The 15,974-nt window shown below is 66.7% G+C and carries 14 protein-coding genes; 4 read left to right on the top strand and 10 right to left on the bottom strand.

What is annotated here, in order from left to right; all coding sequences use genetic code 11:
* The first annotated feature begins 11 nt into the window (after positions 1-11).
* Together cobD and AB4099_RS24190 are read left to right on the top strand one after the other, a co-directional pair.
* A complete protein-coding gene (gene cobD, locus AB4099_RS24195) occupies positions 12-1,019 on the top strand; it encodes a threonine-phosphate decarboxylase CobD (protein ID WP_441479900.1) in 1,008 nt (335 codons plus the stop codon).
* Positions 1,020-1,104: 85 nt separating this feature from the next.
* Complete coding sequence (locus tag AB4099_RS24190; RefSeq protein WP_441479899.1) at positions 1,105-2,076, top strand: D-2-hydroxyacid dehydrogenase; 972 nt, start codon at positions 1,105-1,107, stop codon at positions 2,074-2,076.
* Between the two features lie 111 nt (positions 2,077-2,187).
* Here the strand turns inward: AB4099_RS24190 and AB4099_RS24185 are convergent, their stop codons facing one another.
* The 4 genes from AB4099_RS24185 to exbB all read right to left on the bottom strand — a co-directional run bounded on the left by AB4099_RS24185 (position 2,188) and on the right by exbB (position 6,478).
* A complete protein-coding gene (locus AB4099_RS24185) occupies positions 2,188-3,891 on the bottom strand; it encodes an ABC transporter ATP-binding protein (protein ID WP_441479898.1) in 1,704 nt (567 codons plus the stop codon).
* Between the two features lie 203 nt (positions 3,892-4,094).
* On the bottom strand, positions 4,095-4,979 hold the full coding sequence (locus tag AB4099_RS24180; protein ID WP_441479897.1) for an energy transducer TonB family protein: 885 nt from the start codon (positions 4,977-4,979) through the stop codon (positions 4,095-4,097).
* On the bottom strand, positions 4,976-5,431 hold the full coding sequence (exbD, locus tag AB4099_RS24175; RefSeq protein WP_441479896.1) for a TonB system transport protein ExbD: 456 nt from the start codon (positions 5,429-5,431) through the stop codon (positions 4,976-4,978). The genes AB4099_RS24180 and exbD overlap by 4 nt, the downstream gene beginning before the upstream one ends.
* A gap of 3 nt (positions 5,432-5,434) precedes the next feature.
* Positions 5,435-6,478, bottom strand: coding sequence for a tonB-system energizer ExbB (exbB, locus tag AB4099_RS24170; protein WP_441479895.1), 1,044 nt, complete (start codon positions 6,476-6,478; stop codon positions 5,435-5,437).
* Positions 6,479-6,856: 378 nt separating this feature from the next.
* On the opposite strand from exbB, the gene AB4099_RS24165 reads away from it, so the two are divergent.
* Positions 6,857-8,080 (top strand): MFS transporter, encoded by a 1,224-nt coding sequence (locus AB4099_RS24165; RefSeq protein ID WP_441479894.1) that lies wholly within the window; start codon positions 6,857-6,859, stop codon positions 8,078-8,080.
* 10 nt (positions 8,081-8,090) lie between these two features.
* Here AB4099_RS24165 and AB4099_RS24160 read toward each other — a convergent pair whose 3' ends face one another.
* The 6 genes from AB4099_RS24160 to AB4099_RS24135 form a co-directional block, all read right to left on the bottom strand.
* The gene (locus AB4099_RS24160; RefSeq protein ID WP_441479893.1) at positions 8,091-8,609 is read right to left on the bottom strand and encodes a hypothetical protein; all 519 of its coding nucleotides are present in this window, start codon (positions 8,607-8,609) and stop codon (positions 8,091-8,093) included.
* A gap of 168 nt (positions 8,610-8,777) precedes the next feature.
* Positions 8,778-9,641 (bottom strand): formyltetrahydrofolate deformylase, encoded by an 864-nt coding sequence (gene purU, locus AB4099_RS24155; RefSeq protein WP_441479892.1) that lies wholly within the window; start codon positions 9,639-9,641, stop codon positions 8,778-8,780.
* 83 nt (positions 9,642-9,724) lie between these two features.
* A complete protein-coding gene (locus AB4099_RS24150; protein ID WP_441479891.1) occupies positions 9,725-10,357 on the bottom strand; it encodes a sarcosine oxidase subunit gamma in 633 nt (210 codons plus the stop codon).
* A complete protein-coding gene (locus AB4099_RS24145) occupies positions 10,350-13,337 on the bottom strand; it encodes a sarcosine oxidase subunit alpha family protein (RefSeq protein ID WP_441479890.1) in 2,988 nt (995 codons plus the stop codon). Before AB4099_RS24145 ends, AB4099_RS24150 begins: the two co-directional genes overlap by 8 nt.
* Positions 13,334-13,609, bottom strand: a complete 276-nt coding sequence (locus AB4099_RS24140) for a sarcosine oxidase subunit delta (protein ID WP_441479889.1) — start codon at positions 13,607-13,609, stop codon at positions 13,334-13,336. Before AB4099_RS24140 ends, AB4099_RS24145 begins: the two co-directional genes overlap by 4 nt.
* Before the next feature lie 22 nt (positions 13,610-13,631).
* Complete coding sequence (locus AB4099_RS24135; protein ID WP_113518794.1) at positions 13,632-14,882, bottom strand: sarcosine oxidase subunit beta family protein; 1,251 nt, start codon at positions 14,880-14,882, stop codon at positions 13,632-13,634.
* Between the two features lie 82 nt (positions 14,883-14,964).
* On the opposite strand from AB4099_RS24135, the gene AB4099_RS24130 reads away from it, so the two are divergent.
* A complete protein-coding gene (locus AB4099_RS24130; protein WP_113518795.1) occupies positions 14,965-15,969 on the top strand; it encodes a GlxA family transcriptional regulator in 1,005 nt (334 codons plus the stop codon).
* Positions 15,970-15,974 lie beyond the last annotated feature (5 nt).

The raw sequence follows: 15,974 nt of genomic DNA, 5'->3' as shown, positions 1-15,974 counted from the left end.
GCGGGGCGGGAATGACTGAGGCGGCGGGCAAGGTCTGGCATGGCGGCGATCTGGCACAGGCGAAGGCGCTGTTCCCGGAGGCGCCCGAGCCATGGATCGATCTTTCGACCGGGATCAATCCAATCCCCTATCCGGTTCCTGAGCTGCCGTTAAGCCTCTGGCAGCGTCTGCCGGGAGCGCGGGACGAGGCGGCACTGCTTGCTGCCGCGCGTCAGGCTTATCGCGTATCCGCAGCGGCCGGCATCGTCGCGGCGCCTGGCACCCAGATCCTGATCGAGCTGTTGCCGCGGCTTGCAAGCGCGGGAGCGGTGGCCGTGCTGGGCCCGACCTATGCGGAGCATGCGCTCGCCTGGCGCAAGGCCGGCCGGGCCGTCCACGAGATCGAAAGGCTCGACGATGTCGGCGACGCTGGCGTGGTCGTGGTGGTCAACCCGAACAATCCCGATGGACGGGTGATCGGGAGGGAGCAGCTCGCCGCGCTTGCCCGAAGCCTGGCGACCCGTGGCGGATTGCTCGTCATCGACGAGGCTTTCATCGATTTCATGCCCGAGGCGAGTTTGATCCCGGAGCTGCCTCCGGCGACCATCGTGCTGCGCTCCTTCGGCAAGACTTATGGTCTGGCGGGCCTGCGCCTCGGCTTCGCGATTGGCGAGCCACGCCTGACGGAGATCCTGCGCAACGCGCTGGGTCCATGGGCGGTGGCCGGCCCCGCGCTTCATCTCGGGGCGCAGGCGCTCGGTGATGTAGCTTGGCTGGCGGCGACCTCCGCCGCTCGCACACAGGACGCTGGCCGGCTCGACTCGCTGCTGGAAACGTGCGGCGAGGTCGTCGGCGGAACCTCCCTGTTTCGGCTGCTGGCGACACCCGTCGCGGTCGCGCTCTTTGCCCATCTCGGCCGCAACGGCATCTATGTCCGCCGCTTCCAGAACAATGTCGGCTGGCTGCGCTTCGGATTGCCGGCAGGCGTGCCGGAATGGACCCGGCTCAAGGATGCACTGGCATCCTTCCCGCCTGCCTGAGCGACATGGGGCGTGAGTGCAAGACGCCCGGGACGGCGCCGCCTCGCGCCACTAAGCTCCAGCCGTCACCAAAGGGGAGAACGGAATGACGTCCTGGCCTCACGAGCGCGAACTCACGATCGGCTTCGCCCATGCCGCCTACCAGCTCGGTGCCGAGTTCGCGACGCGCAAGCGCGCGGCGAAAAGTTTCGAGGTCCGCGGCCTGGACGAGCTTAGGGCACGTGCTCCCGAGGCCGATGTCCTCGTCGTCTCCGGTCTCTGGCGCAACGAACTGATCGCTGCCTGCCCGCGCCTGCGCTTCGTCCAGTCGATCAGCGCCGGCACGGATCAGTTCGACAAGCCCGCCTTCGCCTCGGCGGGCCTTCGCCTCGCCAGTGCGCAAGGGGGCAATGAGCGCGCCGTTGCCGAACACGCCATGGCGCTCATCCTCGGCCTTACCCGTCAGATTCATCTCGCCCGCGACAACCAGATGGCGAAGCATTGGCGGCCGATGATCGGTGATCGCGCCCGGCGTGAGGACGAGCTTGGCGGCAAGACGCTGGTCATTGTCGGCCTTGGACGGATCGGCCTGCGTTTGGCGAGGTTGGCTGCGGCGTTCGGGCTGCGCATCATCGGCGTGCGCCGCAGCGAGCACCCCGAGCCCGGCATCGATGCGATCGTGACGCCGGACAAGCTGAGCGAGGTTCTGCTGCACGCCGATATCGTGGCGCTGACCTGCCCGCTGACGCCCGAGACCGAAGGGCTGATCGGCAAGGCGGCCCTTGCCGCCATGCGCCCGGGCTCTCTCCTGGTCAATGTTGCGCGTGGCCGTGTCGTCGACGAGGCGGCGCTGCTGGAGGCGCTGGGCTCGGGGCGCCTGGCGGGCGCCGGGCTCGACTGCTTCCATGACGAGCCGCTCCCGCCGGCCTCGCCCTTCTGGGGGCAGCCGAACGTCATCGTCACCCCGCACAGCGCCGGTGAGACGCGCGCCTACGAGACGAATGTCGTCGATATCCTGATCGACAATCTCGACCGGCTGGCGCGTGGTGACGCGCAGTTGCGCAACCAGATCGTTTAGATCAGCGAACCGGATATCGTATCCGGTCCGATGATCTGACCTTCTGTGATTGCACCGGTTTTCCCGAAACGCGCACAGTACTTTTCGGGCCGATACCTGACCGGGGGGCGCTTACGCCTCGTGCAGTCGGCGGTAGATGCCGTCGGCCTTGACCAGGTCGGCATGGCTGCCCTGCTCGGCGATCCCCGTCGAATCCACCACCACGATCCGGTCGGCGTCACGGATGGTCGCGAGACGATGCGCGATCATCAGCGTGGTGCGGCCCTGCGACAGGTCCGCAAGCGATTGCTGGATGGCACGCTCGGTTTGCGTGTCCAGCGCTGAGGTCGCCTCGTCCAGGATCAGGATCGGCGGATTCCTCAGGAAGATGCGAGCGATGGCGAGGCGCTGCTTCTGGCCGCCTGAAAGCTTGACGCCGCGCTCTCCGATGATGGTATCGAGCCCGTCGGGCATGGCCGCGATGACCTCGTCGAGCCGCGCGCGTCGCGCCGCCTCGACGATCTCGGCCTCGCTCGCCTCGAGCCGGCCATAGGCGATGTTCTCGCGCATCGTGCCGGCAAAGAGAAAGACATCCTGCTGCACGATGCCGATCTGCCCGCGCAGCGAGGCCAGCGTCATGTCGCGGATATCGATGCCGTCGATGGTGATGCTTCCCCCGCTGACCTCGTAGAAGCGCGGCAGCAGCGAGCAGATCGTCGTTTTGCCGGCGCCCGACGGACCCACGAACGCGATCGTTTCGCCCGGCCTGATATGCAGGTCGATGCCGCTGAGCACGGGGCGGCCTGTCTGATAGGCGAACGAAACGCCCGTATAGCGGATTTCCCCCGAAAGCCTCGGTGCAGTCACCGCATTCGGGCGGTCGGCGATATCCGGTTCGGTGTCGAGGAACTCGGTATAGCGCCGGAAGCCGGCGATGCCCTTCGGATAGGTCTCGATCACCGAATTGATCTTCTCGATCGGCCGGAAGAAGACGGCGATGAGCAGCAGGAATCCGACGAAGCCGCCCTGGCTCAGGCTGCCAGTGATGACGAGGTAGCTGCCGGCGACCATCACCACCATCTGGGTCAGCCGCATGCTGAGATAGCTCAGCGAGATGGTGGCCGCCATGATGCGGTAGGCATCGAGCTTGGTCTGGCGGTAGTTCTGGTTGTCACGGGCGAAAAGCCGCCGCTCGTGCTCCTCGTTGGCGAAGGCCTGGACGACGCGGATGCCGCCGACATTCTCCTCGATGCGAGCGTTGAAGCTGCCGACCCGCCCGAAGAGCTGCTGCCAGTTATGCGTCATGCGCCCGCCATAGCGGCCGGTCAGCCAGCCGGTCAGCGGCACGATCGCGGCGGTGACGAGCGCAAGCTCGGGGCTGACCATGAACATCAGCACGAAGGCGCCGAACAGGGTCATGATTGCGATGAACAGGTCTTCGGGCCCGTGATGCGCGACCTCGCCGATCTCCTCGAGGTCCTTGGTGAGGCGGGCCACGAGATGGCCGGTCTTCTGGTTGTCGAAGAAGCTGAAGGAGAGCTTCTGCAGATGGTCGAACGCCTTCCGCCGCATCTCGGTCTCGATATTGATGCCGAGCATGTGGCCCCAATAGGTCACGATCGCCATCAGCCCGCTATTGAGCAGGTAGATCACCAGTAGGGCTGCGGCGCAGCCAAGGATCAATCCCCAGTTCTGGCCCGGCAGCAACCAGTCGATGAAGAACTTCACCGCGATCGGGAAGGCGAGCTCGAGCAAGCCCGACAGCACGGCGCATGAGAAATCCAGCATGAAGAGACCGCGATGCGGTGCGTAATAGGCGAAGAAACGGCGAAGCATGATGGTGTCTTCTCAAATCCGGATCGCGGTTCGGATCGGGCGTCCCGGATCGCGTGATTTTCCGCGGATCCAGAGGCGGGAATGGGGCCGGGCCCCTCTATAGGCTCTGGCGTGCCGGAGCGGAATGCCGGCGACGCATGGGCGGGCCCTGATCACGGATCGACGAGGCGGCGGGGCCTCCGCCTCGTCCCAGGTCGTTCATCTCAGCGATTGTAACGCACCGGCACCGCGAGCGAGATCGTCCCACCCCCACCAATGCCGGCAGGAGGGGCCGGAACGGGGCTCGCCCTGCGGATCATGCTGACGGCCTCCTCGTCGAGCGTGGCATCGCCGGAGCTACCGGCCAGCCGTGCGGACAGGACCCGCCCACCGCGATCGATCGAGAAGGCAATCTGTACCGTGCCGGGACGGGCGCCGCCCGGGAAGCGCTTGTAGCGGTTGAGATGGGCGATCAGCATGCCACGCCATGACGCCGTCGAAGCGGAAGACGACGCGGCGGCGCCGGTCGGAGCGGAGGTGGGGGCAGCAGCGGGGGCGGCCGATGCAGGAGGAGCAGCGGCTTCCTTGGCCCGCGGCCTCTCGCGCTCGACGGGCTTGCGGCGCTCGACGACGCGCGGCTTGGGCGGCGTCAGCTTGCGTTCGACGACCTTCGGCTTCTCGGGCGCAGGCGCAGGCGGGGGGGCGAGCACTGCGGCGGCATCGGGAAGCTGCGGCAGTTCGGGCAGCTTGATCTCAGGCTCGGGCAGGTGGACCGGCTCTGGCGTCACCTCGGGTTCCGGCGGCGGCTCCGGCTCCTTGACCGGCTCGGGAACAGGCTCCGGGGTTGGCGGGGGCGGCTCGGCCTCGGTCGCCTGGGGTGCAGGGGGCAGGTCAGCCGCGGGGGCCTCGGGCGCAACCGAAACCGCCGCAAGCTCGATCATCACGGCAGGCTCGGGCGCGCCGGCCGCGGCCTCTCCCGGTCGCCAGCTCAACGCCAGCCAGGCAATGCCGCCATGCGCGGCCACGACGACGAGCCCAGCCGAGCTCCAGCGTAGCAGCGCCGGCCAGACGCGTCGCGACACGCCGTCATCGAGAGGCCCGGTCTTCATGGTTTTGCACCCGCAGCCGGCATGGCTGCCTGCCCCGTATCCTCGAGCCCGACCAGCGCGATCTTCAGGTAGCCGGCATTGCGCAGAAGGTTCATCACCTCCATCAGCTCGCGATAGGCGACAGTCCCGTCGGCGCGCAGGAAGACCCGCTGCTCACGGTCGCTGCTGGTTTGTCGGTCGAGGACATTCTGCAGCGCTTCGCGGGGGACAGGATCGTTGCCGAGCGCGAGCGAGAGATCACCCTTCACGGTGAGAAAGACGGGCTTCTCGGGCCGGGGCTGCGGCTGCGCATTGGAGACGGGCAGATCGACGGCGACATCGACGGTGGAGAGCGGGGCCGCGACCATGAAGATAATCAGCAGCACGAGGATCACGTCAATGAAGGGTGTGACGTTGATCTCGGAGACCTCAGCCAGATCGCCGTCCTGCGGATCCTTGAGCGAAACGGCCATGGCTCACTCCGCCGACATCAGCGGCGGCACCGCATGCAGCGAGCGGCCGGGACGCTGTGCCGCGCGCCGCGCGCGCTCGAGATCGCGCGAGAGGTGGCGCAACACGTCGCCCGAGGCGTCCGACAGCACGGCGCGGTAGCCGGCGATTGAGCGCGAGAAGACGTTGTAGATGATGACGGCGGGGATCGCCGCGACGAGGCCGATCGCGGTCGCGAGCAGCGCCTCGGCGATGCCGGGCGCGACCACGGCGAGATTGGTGGTCTTCGACTGCGAGATGCCGATGAAGGAGTTCATGATGCCCCAGACCGTGCCGAACAGGCCGACGAAGGGGGCGGTCGAACCGATCGTTGCGAGCAGTCCGGTGCCCTTCGCCATGTCCCGGCCGGCACGGGCTTCGCGACGCGACAGCGCGATGGCGACGCGCTCCTTGATGCCGTCATCGGAGAGATCCGCCGAACGGCGGACCTCATCGCGGGCCGCTTGAACCAATTCGGCGACAACGCTGCGCCGCGCATGGCCGGCAGAGATCCTCTCGGCGGCAATCTCGAGGCTGTCCGCCTCGTCCAGCCGGCGCGCGGCCAGCCGCGCCCTGGTCTTGGCAGCCATCAGTTCCAGGCTTTTGGCGAGCCAGATCGTCCAGGTCACCAGCGAGGCGAAGGCGAGCCCGAGCATCACGGCCTTAACGATGATGTCCGCCGCCATGAACATGCCCCAGGGTGAGAGGTCATGCGGGAGCGCCGCGGTGGCGACAGGGGCGGGGGCTTGCGGTGCCGGCGGCTGTTGGGGAACCGCCACTTGCTCATGGGCTCCGCTTGGGCTCGCGGCCATGTTCGGAGCCGGCGTCGCAGGCGCGGTCGTCGCGGCTGGCGGTGGCGCGGGCTGTTGGGCGGTCGGCGCGTTTGCCGGCGCCTGCGCAGAACTTGTGCCGATTGCGGGGCCAAATGTGAGGGACAGTGCCAGCAGCAGGCTGCCCGCTACGCTGCGTTTCGCCCGACCGGCAGGGCTGGTCGTGGCTGTCCTGCGGCGGGGCTCGTCCTGGGCACTCATACCGGTTGGCTCTCTGCTGTCAGAATGATGGGCGGTTCATTTCACCGGGCAAGGCAATAGTTGTACTATTAATTTAGAAAAAATCTAATCTATGAATACTTCTATGGGCGCGTTACTGGCGATTAACGATGCGAATGTCAAAGATAAAGATCGCGGTTGTGCCGAGTTGTAACCATTGTTTGAGTGCTTCGCGGTCAGCGGCCGGCGCGACCCGGCGTAACACTTCATCGCGTCGCCGCTGCCGGCCGGTCGGCCGTTCACCCCTGCCGATGATGTCAGCCCAGGTATTCGCAGGATGGCGTTGTCTCCGGGGGGCGAGTCGAAGAATGGTCATTCGGTCGCACCCCGTGATGCCGTTTGCCGGATGACCTGATCTCGATGCCGAGTCTGCCTTCGCCCTTGCCGCTGCCCTCGACCGGGCGCGGGCTCGGCCTCATCCTCACCCTCGGCGTGACACAGGTCGCCGGCTATGGCTGCCTCTACTATGCCTTCGCGGTGCTGGCCCGGAGCATGACCGCGAGCTTTGGATGGGCCCCTGAATGGACCTATGCCGGATTTGCCGCGAGCCTTCTGGCCGGCGGCGTCGTGGCTCCGGTCGTTGGCCGGCAAGTGGACCGTCGCGGGGCACGCCTGGTGATGACGATCGGCTCCGCTCTTGCCGGCTTCGCGCTGCTGGCGCTCGCTGAGGCACGTGGCGGCCCGAGCTATTTCGCGGCGATGATTGCCCTGGGCATGGTCTCGACCATGGTCTTCTACGATGCCGCCTTTGCGGCGCTGACGCAGTCGCGCGGCGCGGGCGCGCGACGCTCGATCAGCCAACTCACTTTGATCGGTGGCTTTGCCTTGACGATTTTCTGGCCCCTGACGACGGCGCTGCTCGCGCAGTTCGACTGGCGCGAGATCTACCGGTTCTACGGCCTGCTTCAGCTTGGGCTCTGCGTACCGTTGCATCTCCTTGGGCTACCAGGGCGTGCCAAACGGGCTGCGGAGCGTGGGCATGCCGCGAGCGTGCCGGCGTTGCTCCATACGGATTATCTCGAAGGCGAGGCGCGCCGGCTCGCCTTCGTTCTGCTCGCGCTCGCCTTCTCGCTGCAGGGCTTCGTCGTTTCGGCCATGTCGGTGCATCTGTTGAGCATTTTGCAGGGGCTCGGCCTGAGTGCCGCGGTCGCCGTCGGCATCGGTGCCATGGTCGGCCCCGCCCAGGTCGCCGGGCGGCTGGCGGAGATGCTGTTCGGCGCTTCTCTCTCTCCGGTGACTACGGCATGGATTTCGGCGGCGATGATGCCGCTCGGTTTCGTCCTGCTGATGACGGGCCAGACGACCGCAGTGCTCGCCGGACTCTTTGCGATCGCCTATGGAATCAGCGTCGGGCTGAGCTCGATCGTCCGTGGAACCCTGCCGCTCCAGCTCTTCGGCCCCGCGGGATACGGCGCGATGCTTGGCAAGCTCTCGGCGCCGGGGCTGGTAGTCAAGGCGGCGGCGCCGCTTGTCTGTGCGGTCCTGATCGAGAGGGCCGGCCTGATGCCAACGGCAGGGCTCATGGTGTTGCTGTCGTTGCTTGCCACCGGGGCCTTGTTCACGCTCGCCCGCAAGGTTTCATGACCTGACGGGTTCAGAACCGTCGCGTGCGCCACCATGAACGGACGGCGTCGCGCGTGCGCAGCATGAAGGCATGGATCGGACTGCGCCTCACCCAGTCCAGCGTGCGCGCACGCAAATCGGTGATGACAGCCATTCCGCGCGCGAACCAGCCGATGGTGAGGAGCTTCTTTCGGCCGGCATTGTAGATGCGCTCGACGATCACGAAGCTCGCCAGATACGCCAGCCCGAGCATGATCAGGCCGCTGATCACATGGCCGCGCGCGATCACGATGAGGCTGACTAGCTTGAGAGGCTCGACGACCGCGAACGGCGCCGCCAGCAGCGCCAGGATCGCAAAGCGCGGCATGCGGGCGATCGCCGCCTCGGCCCGCGCCACGAACCGCCGTTCCGACAGCCAGCGAATGGCTGGGCGGTAGAGCGGGCGTACCAACTCGTCGAACAGGATCAGGAACGAGATCAGGCCTCGTACCGGCAGCGCAGCAACGCGGCCGATTGCGGCCGCCAGACGATGGAGAGGTGACGATGCCATCGATCTTTCCTTGCCGCTCGCGTGGCGGAACGGCAAGCGGAAATGCCACGCCTCCCAGCCGCGGATGGCTGGATACCCGCTGTCATCGTCCCTGGCGTCGGTTCCGTCGCCAGGGATGTCGCAACGATTGAGACGACCCGGGCCTTGATCGCCCCGATCGCGGCGACCTCAGTCGGTGAAGACGACGGTCTTCTTGCCGTTCAGCACGACGCGGTCCTCGAGATGATGCAGCACGGCGCGCGCCAGCACCCGCCGCTCGATATCACGGCCCTTGCGCACCAGCGCGTCAGGCGTGTCGCGATGCGAGATGCGCTCGACGTCCTGCTCGATGATCGGGCCTTCATCGAGATCGGGCGTCACGTAATGGGCGGTCGCGCCGATCAGCTTCACGCCGCGCTCGTGCGCCTGATGGTAGGGCTTGGCGCCCTTGAAGCCGGGCAGGAAGGAATGATGGATATTGATGCAGCGACCAAGCAGCTTGGCCGAGAGCCCGTCCGACAGGACCTGCATATAGCGCGCAAGCACAACGAGATCGGTCCGGGTCTCCTGCACGAGCTGCCAGATCTGGGCCTCCTGCTCCATCTTGGTCTGTCGAGTGATCGGCAAATGATGGAAGGGCAGGTCACCGATATCGGTCGAGGCGATGCTGTCGCGACCGTGGTTCGAGATGATGCCGGCGATCTCCATCGGCAGCTCGCCGATGCGCCAGCGATAGAGCAGATCGGCGAGGCAGTGGTCGAATTTCGAGACCAGCAGCATCACGCGCTTCCGCACATGCTGCTCGCGCAGCGTGAAATCCATGGCGAAGCGCCGGGACAGGTCCCCGAAGGCTTCCGCGATCTCGGCGTGCGACCTGCTCTCGGCGAGGCGCTCGAAGACGACGCGCATGAAGAAGCGGCCCGTTTCGGTGTCGTCGAACTGCTGTGCGTCTCGGATGTTGCAGCCGGCCTCGAACAGCAGCGTCGAGACGGCGGCGACGATGCCGGGACGGTCGGGGCAGGAAAGGGTGAGGATCGAAATGCGCTCGGACATGGCTGATGCCGCCCTTCAAGGGGCGGCCCTTCGCTGGGACAATGGGACGGGTTTCGGGTTGGAGGGCGCGCGACGCGCTGCGCTCAACCTCGTCCCGCTGCCGTCACCCTGCAGCCGAACTCCGCCGCGGAGGCGGAAAGCCAGGACCAGAAACTGCCTGCCATGCTGCGTGCGACCATGATCTCGAAAACGGCGTCACCGGATTCCGGATCATCAGCGATCCGCCAGAGATGCACACCCATATAGGCGATGCTTGTCAAGGCGGCAGCCCCGACCGGGAAGACGGAAGGGTACAGATCGAGCATGCAGCCCTTTGCCAGGGCATCGCGCAACTTCGGCCCGGAAAGCCGCAGCGCAGCCCGCCCGTCGGACTGGTCGGAGACGGCGGCGAGCGGCGCAAGATCGCGCAGCAGCTCATCGAATCCGTCCCAATCCGTCGCGATCAGATGCCACTGATCCGGGCCGGCCCAGACCAGACTGTGGCTCGTGCTGGAGACGATGCGCGGCGTCACCGGCAGGTCGAGCCCGATGCGGCCTTGGAGTGCCTGTGCCAGCGCCTGATGGTGCCCATCTCCCGCAATCAGGCTGGCGATGCAGAGGCCGTCGCGCGCCTCGATCGTGATGCCGGGCTGCCCGGCGGCACCAAAAGCGCCCGAGGCCAGAATGCCGGCCCAGGAGCCGCGTGGCGTCCAGGCAGTTGTCACGGCGTCAGCCATGGAGGCGCGCTCCTTCGGGATCGACGAAGACCGGATTGCAGATTTCGAGGACGATGTCGCCGTTGCGCACCGGATCGACGGCGCGGATGCGCTCGCCGATGCGTTTCGGGCCATTCTTCAAGAGGCCGAGGCCAATCCAGTGCTTCAGCACCGGGGAATAGGCGACCGAGGTCATGTAGCCCTCGTCATGCTCCATCGCCGCAGGCTTGCCGAGGCCGATGAAATGCGCGCCGGCTCGGAGTCGTTGCCCGATTTCCACAGGCTTGAAGCCGACCAGTGCCGGACGATCCGGCTCGATCAGGGCTTCGCGCCCAGCCATGACGCGGCCGACAAAATCCTTCTTGGCGGACATCATTCGACCGAGGCCAAGATCGCGGGCCGTGGTCTGGCCATTGAGTTCGTTGCCCGCGACATGGCCCTTCTCGATGCGCATCACACCGAGCGCCTCGGTGCCATAGGGCGTGATCCCGTACGGCGCCCCTGCCGACATCAGGGCACGCATCATCGCATCGCCATGATCGGCCGGGACGGCGAGCTCATAGGCGAGCTCGCCCGAGAAGGAGATCCGGAACAGCCGTGCCGGGATGCCGTCGCCGACCGTGACGCTGCGGGCCGCGAGATAGGGGCAAGCTTCGTTCGAGAGATCGTGCTGCGCATCGACGACCCCGCGCAGAACCTCGCGGGCCTTTGGTCCGGCAACCGCGGCCTGCGCCCACTGCTCGGAGACCGAGACCATCCGGACATCGAGCGTCGGCCAGAGCACCTGATGGCAGAATTCGAGATGCTGCATCACCTTGGCGGCGTTCGCCGTGGTGGTGGTCATCACGAAATGCGTCTCGGCCAACCGCGAAGTCGTGCCGTCATCCATGACGAAACCGTCCTCGCGCAGCATCAGTCCGTAACGGGCCTTGCCGACCGGCAGGGCCTTCCAGCCATTGATATAGACCCGCTCCAGGAACTCGGCGGCATCATCGCCCTGGATGTCGATCTTGCCGAGAGTGGAGACATCGCAGATGCCGACGCCGCTGCGAACGGCCAGCACCTCGCGATTGACCGTGGTCAGCCAGTGATCCTCGCCGGGCTTCGGATAGTACTGCCCGCGCAGCCAGAGGCCGGTCTCGACGAAGACGGCGCCCTGGTCCTTCGACCATTGATGGGTGGGTGCAAGCCGCATTGGCCGGAAATCCGGGCCGCGATGGTGGCCGGCCAGCGCACCGATGGCCACAGGCGTATAGGGCGGCCGGAAGATCGTCGTCCCCGTCTCGGGAATGGTCTTGCCTGTCTGCTCGGCCATGATGGCGAGGCCAGAGAGGTTCGAGGTCTTGCCCTGGTCGGTCGCCATCCCGAGCGTGGTGTAACGCTTCAGATGTTCGACCGGTCGGAAACCTTCGCGCGCCGCCAGCTCGACATCGGTGTCGGTCACGTCGTTCTGGAAATCGACGAAAGCCTTGCCCTTGCCGCCCTTGACCCGCCAGACCGGAGAAACCGAGACGGCTTCAGGATCGGTCTTGGCCGCGGAAGCCCGCGGCTTCGCCGCGAAACCGCAATCGGCGGCAGCTTCGCTGCCGAGGCGGGCGCCGTCCGCCAGTGCCTCAGCCAGGCTGAAATGCCCGGCAGCGCTGCCGGCGGCGCTGAGCCCAGCCGGCATCGTGCCCGGCACGAAGGCCTGGATCGCCTCGTCCCAGATCGGCCGCGTGTTCTGATGCGAGGTCAGGTGCAGCGTCGGGTTCCAGCCATTCGAGACGGCAAGCAGATCGCAGGCAAGGCTGGTCTCGCGGCCGGACGCGTCGCGGATCGTGACCTGCTTGAGGGCCTTGCCGCCGGAGGCGCGGCTGACCGCGTTGCCGGCGAAGACGCGCGCGCCGATCGCGTTTCCGAGTGCGACCAGCGCCGAATCCACCTGCGGACGCGGATCGACGATCGCTACGACCTTCGCGCCGGCAGCGGCCAGATCGCGGGCCGTGGCCCAGCCATCGTCGCCGGCCGTGAAGACCACCGCCTCGCGCCCGGGCAGTACGGCGTAGCGATTGAGATAGGTCCGCACCGCACCGGCCAGCATGACGCCGGGAGTATCGTTGCCGGCGAAGACAACAGGCCGCTCGATCGCGCCAGCCGCCAGCACCGCGCGTTTGGCGGTGATGCGCCAGGAGCGCTGGCGTGGCTGATGCGCCGGGGGCACCGGCAGATGGTCGTTCACGCGTTCGACAGCGCCGTAGATGCCGTGATCGTAGACGCCAAACACCGTCGTGCGCGTCATGATCCGGACATCAGGAAGGCTGGCGAGCTCGGCCATCGCGTCAGCGACCCATTCGGAGCCGGCGCGAGCGTCGATCTCGCGCTTGTCGGCGAGCAGGCGGCCACCCGGCCGAAAATCCTCATCGCACAGGATGACGCGCGCGCCGCTGCGCGCTGCCGCCAGCGCGGCGGAAATCCCAGCAGGTCCGCCGCCAATGACGAGGACGTCGCAGAAAGCGAACGCCTTCTCGTAATGGTCGGGATCCTCCTCCATGGCGGCGCGGCCGAGGCCGGCGGCGCGGCGGATCAGAGGCTCGTAGAGCTTTTCCCAGAAGGCCGCCGGCCACATGAAGGTCTTGTAGTAGAAGCCTGCGGTCAGCGCCGGTGCGAGCAGCGAATTGATCGACAGGATGTCGAAATCGAGCGAGGGCCAGCGGTTCTGGCTCTGCGCCTCCAGCCCGTCATAGAGCTCGGCCACGGTCGCTCGTGTGTTGGGCTCGCGCCGCGCACCGGAGCGCAGTTCAACGAGCGCATTCGGCTCCTCCGGGCCTGCTGAAAGGATGCCGCGCGGCCGGTGGTACTTGAAGGACCGGCCGACGAGCCGCACGCCATTGGCGAGAAGGGCAGCAGCAAGCGTATCGCCGGCATGGCCCTGATAGGAGCGTCCGTCGAAGTGGAAGCCGACGGCGCTCGCCCGGTCGATCAGGCCGCCATTGCTGCGGCGGAAGGGCTGCTTGGCGCTCATGCCGCATCTCCCTTGGCGATCGCGCTGGCCGTGTCGACGGCCTCGATCGCATGGGTCCTGGTGTCACGCGTCACGACCAGCCAGGCATGGCAGCCGGCGCCGTGATACCAGAGTTCGCGATGCCGCCCGGCCGGGTTGTCGCGCTGATAGACATAATCGTGCATCGCCGCTTCCGTCGTTGCCATTCCCTCGGGCCGCTGCGGATTGGCGTCACCGAGATAGGTGAATTCCTGGACGTCGCGGGCGCCGCAATGAGGACATGTGATGCGCATGGAGAAAGGTTCCTGAGCCGGCTCAGTGCAGGTTCGGCTGGGCGCCAGCGCCCTTTTCGTCGATGAGGCGGCCCGTCGCGAACCGGTCGAGCCGATAGGCGGTCGCGACCTCATGGGGTTCGTCGCGGGCGATCAGATGGGCGAAACACCAGCCGGAGGCCGGCGTCGCCTTGAAGCCGCCATAGCACCAGCCGGCATTGAGATAGAGGCCCTGGACCGGGGTGTGGTCGATGATCGGGGAGCCGTCCATCGACATGTCCATGACGCCGCCCCAGTGACGCAGCATGCGGATGCGGCCAAGGCCAGGCCACAAGGCCATGGCCGATTCCATCACGTCCTCGATCACCGGCAGGTTGCCGCGCTGGGCGTAGGAATTGTAGCCGTCGATATCGCCGCCGAAGACGAGGCCGCCCTTGTCGGACTGGCTGATGTAGAAATGGCCGGCGCCATAGGTGACGACATTGTCGATCAGCGGCTTCACACCTTCCGAGACGAAGGCCTGCAGCACGTGGCTCTCGATCGGCAGCCGCATCCCCGCCATGCCGGCGAGCCGGGAGGAGTTGCCGGCGACTGCAAGCGCGACCTTCCTGGCCTTGATCGCGCCGCGCGTCGTCTCGACGCCGGTGATGCGGCCGCCTTCGATTGTCAGTCCGGTGACTTCGCAGTTCTGCACGATATCGACTCCGCGCTGATCGGCGGCACGCGCGTAGCCCCAGGCGACGGCGTCATGCCGGACGGAGCCGCCACGGCGCTGCAGGAGGCCGCCCTGGATCGGGAAACGGCCATCCCGGTAGTTCAGGAAGGGCACCATGGCACGGACCTGCTCGCGGTCGAGCAACTCGGCATCGACCCCGGCGAGCCGCATGGCATTGCCGCGCCTGGCATAGGCGTCGCGCTGGGGGTCGGAATGGTAGAGGTTCAGCACGCCGCGCTGGCTGACCATCGCGTTGTAGTTGATGTCCTGCTCCAGCCCCTCCCAGAGCTTCAGCGACCATTCGTAGAACGGTGTATTGCCGGGCAGCAGATAGTTGGAGCGGATGATCGTGGTATTCCGTCCGACATTGCCGGACCCGATATAGCCCTTCTCGATCACCGCGACGTTGGTGATGCCATGCTGGCTCGCGAGGTAATAGGCGGTTGCCAGCCCATGGCCGCCGCCACCGATGACCAGGACGTCGTATTCGGCCTTCGGCGCCGCATCACGCCAGGCCGGGGTCCAGCCGCGATGACCCTTGAGCGTCTGTGCGGCGAGGGAGAAAATCGAATAGCGCATCGGGGCACCCGGGACGTCTATGCCGGACAGGAATTCGCGCCGGGCTTGTCATCGTGAGATTGCCGAACATAGTCTCCCGGACATGACCATCAGCGACGCGATCTTGACTGCTAACGACAGGTACGAAGACGGGGCGCCCACCCATGTCGGCTTCCTGCTGATTCCGGATTTTGCGCTGCTCGCCTATGCAACGGCGATCGAGCCTCTGCGCGCGGCCAACCGGCTCTCGGGGCGGGACCTCTATCGCTGGAGTCACGTCTCGATCGATGGATCCCCGGCCCCCGCCTCCAATGGCGTCCGCATCCAGCCCGATTTCGCTGTCGGCGATGATGTCCGTCTCGACTACGTCTTCGTCTGCGCTGGCGGAAACCCTGCTGCCTTCCAGCACCAGCCGACCTTCGCCTGGCTCAGGCAGCTGGCGCGCCGCGGGGTGAAGCTCGGAGGCATCTCGGGCGGGCCCTACATCCTGGCGCGCGCCAATGTGCTGACGGGCTACCGCTTCACCATCCACTGGGAACACGCGCCGGCCTTCATCGAAGACTATCCGGAGCTCGATCTGCGGCGCTCGCTCTATGAGATCGACCGTGACCGCCTGACGTCGAGCGGCGGCACCGCCCCGCTCGACATGATGCATGCCGTCATCGCACGCGAACATGGCAGCGAACTGGCTCTCGCCGTCAGCGAGTGGTTCCTCCAGACTCATGTGCGCGAGGGCGAGGGGCCGCAGCGCATGCCGCTGCGCGAGCGGCTCGGCGTCAGCCATGCCCCGCTTCTACGGGTTGTCGGGCGCATGGAGCAGAATCTCGAAACGCCGCTTTCGCGCGGCGAGCTCGCCCGTACGGCAGGAGTCTCGCTGCGCCAGCTCGAACGGCTGTTCCGCCTGCATCTCGGGCGTTCGCTCGGAGAGCATTATCTCGGCCTCAGGCTGGAGCGGGCCCGCCATCTCCTGCGCCAGACCAGCCTGTCGGTGCTGGAGGTCGCACTCGCTTGCGGCTTTTCGAGTGCGAGCCATTTTTCCCGTGCCTATCGCGCCCGCTTCAATCACCCGCCGCGCGGCGAACGTGTCCCTTACCGAACGGCGGTTTGACGCTA

Origin of the sequence: Allobosea sp. 2KB_26, assembly GCF_052115715.1 — a bacterium.
Classification (GTDB): domain Bacteria; phylum Pseudomonadota; class Alphaproteobacteria; order Rhizobiales; family Beijerinckiaceae; genus Allobosea.
This window is presented reverse-complemented; position numbering and strand designations above follow the sequence as displayed.

What these genes read in the sequence shown, in the direction of transcription:
- cobD (WP_441479900.1), top strand. Translation starts at nt 12, where the DNA reads ATGACTGAGGCGGCGGGCAAGGTCTGGCATGGCGGCGATCTGGCACAG.
- AB4099_RS24190 (WP_441479899.1), top strand. Translation starts at nt 1,105, where the DNA reads ATGACGTCCTGGCCTCACGAGCGCGAACTCACGATCGGCTTCGCCCAT.
- AB4099_RS24185 (WP_441479898.1), bottom strand. Translation starts at nt 3,891, where the DNA reads ATGCTTCGCCGTTTCTTCGCCTATTACGCACCGCATCGCGGTCTCTTC.
- AB4099_RS24180 (WP_441479897.1), bottom strand. Translation starts at nt 4,979, where the DNA reads ATGAAGACCGGGCCTCTCGATGACGGCGTGTCGCGACGCGTCTGGCCG.
- exbD (WP_441479896.1), bottom strand. Translation starts at nt 5,431, where the DNA reads ATGGCCGTTTCGCTCAAGGATCCGCAGGACGGCGATCTGGCTGAGGTC.
- exbB (WP_441479895.1), bottom strand. Translation starts at nt 6,478, where the DNA reads ATGAGTGCCCAGGACGAGCCCCGCCGCAGGACAGCCACGACCAGCCCT.
- AB4099_RS24165 (WP_441479894.1), top strand. Translation starts at nt 6,857, where the DNA reads ATGCCGAGTCTGCCTTCGCCCTTGCCGCTGCCCTCGACCGGGCGCGGG.
- AB4099_RS24160 (WP_441479893.1), bottom strand. Translation starts at nt 8,609, where the DNA reads ATGGCATCGTCACCTCTCCATCGTCTGGCGGCCGCAATCGGCCGCGTT.
- purU (WP_441479892.1), bottom strand. Translation starts at nt 9,641, where the DNA reads ATGTCCGAGCGCATTTCGATCCTCACCCTTTCCTGCCCCGACCGTCCC.
- AB4099_RS24150 (WP_441479891.1), bottom strand. Translation starts at nt 10,357, where the DNA reads ATGGCTGACGCCGTGACAACTGCCTGGACGCCACGCGGCTCCTGGGCC.
- AB4099_RS24145 (WP_441479890.1), bottom strand. Translation starts at nt 13,337, where the DNA reads ATGAGCGCCAAGCAGCCCTTCCGCCGCAGCAATGGCGGCCTGATCGAC.
- AB4099_RS24140 (WP_441479889.1), bottom strand. Translation starts at nt 13,609, where the DNA reads ATGCGCATCACATGTCCTCATTGCGGCGCCCGCGACGTCCAGGAATTC.
- AB4099_RS24135 (WP_113518794.1), bottom strand. Translation starts at nt 14,882, where the DNA reads ATGCGCTATTCGATTTTCTCCCTCGCCGCACAGACGCTCAAGGGTCAT.
- AB4099_RS24130 (WP_113518795.1), top strand. Translation starts at nt 14,965, where the DNA reads ATGACCATCAGCGACGCGATCTTGACTGCTAACGACAGGTACGAAGAC.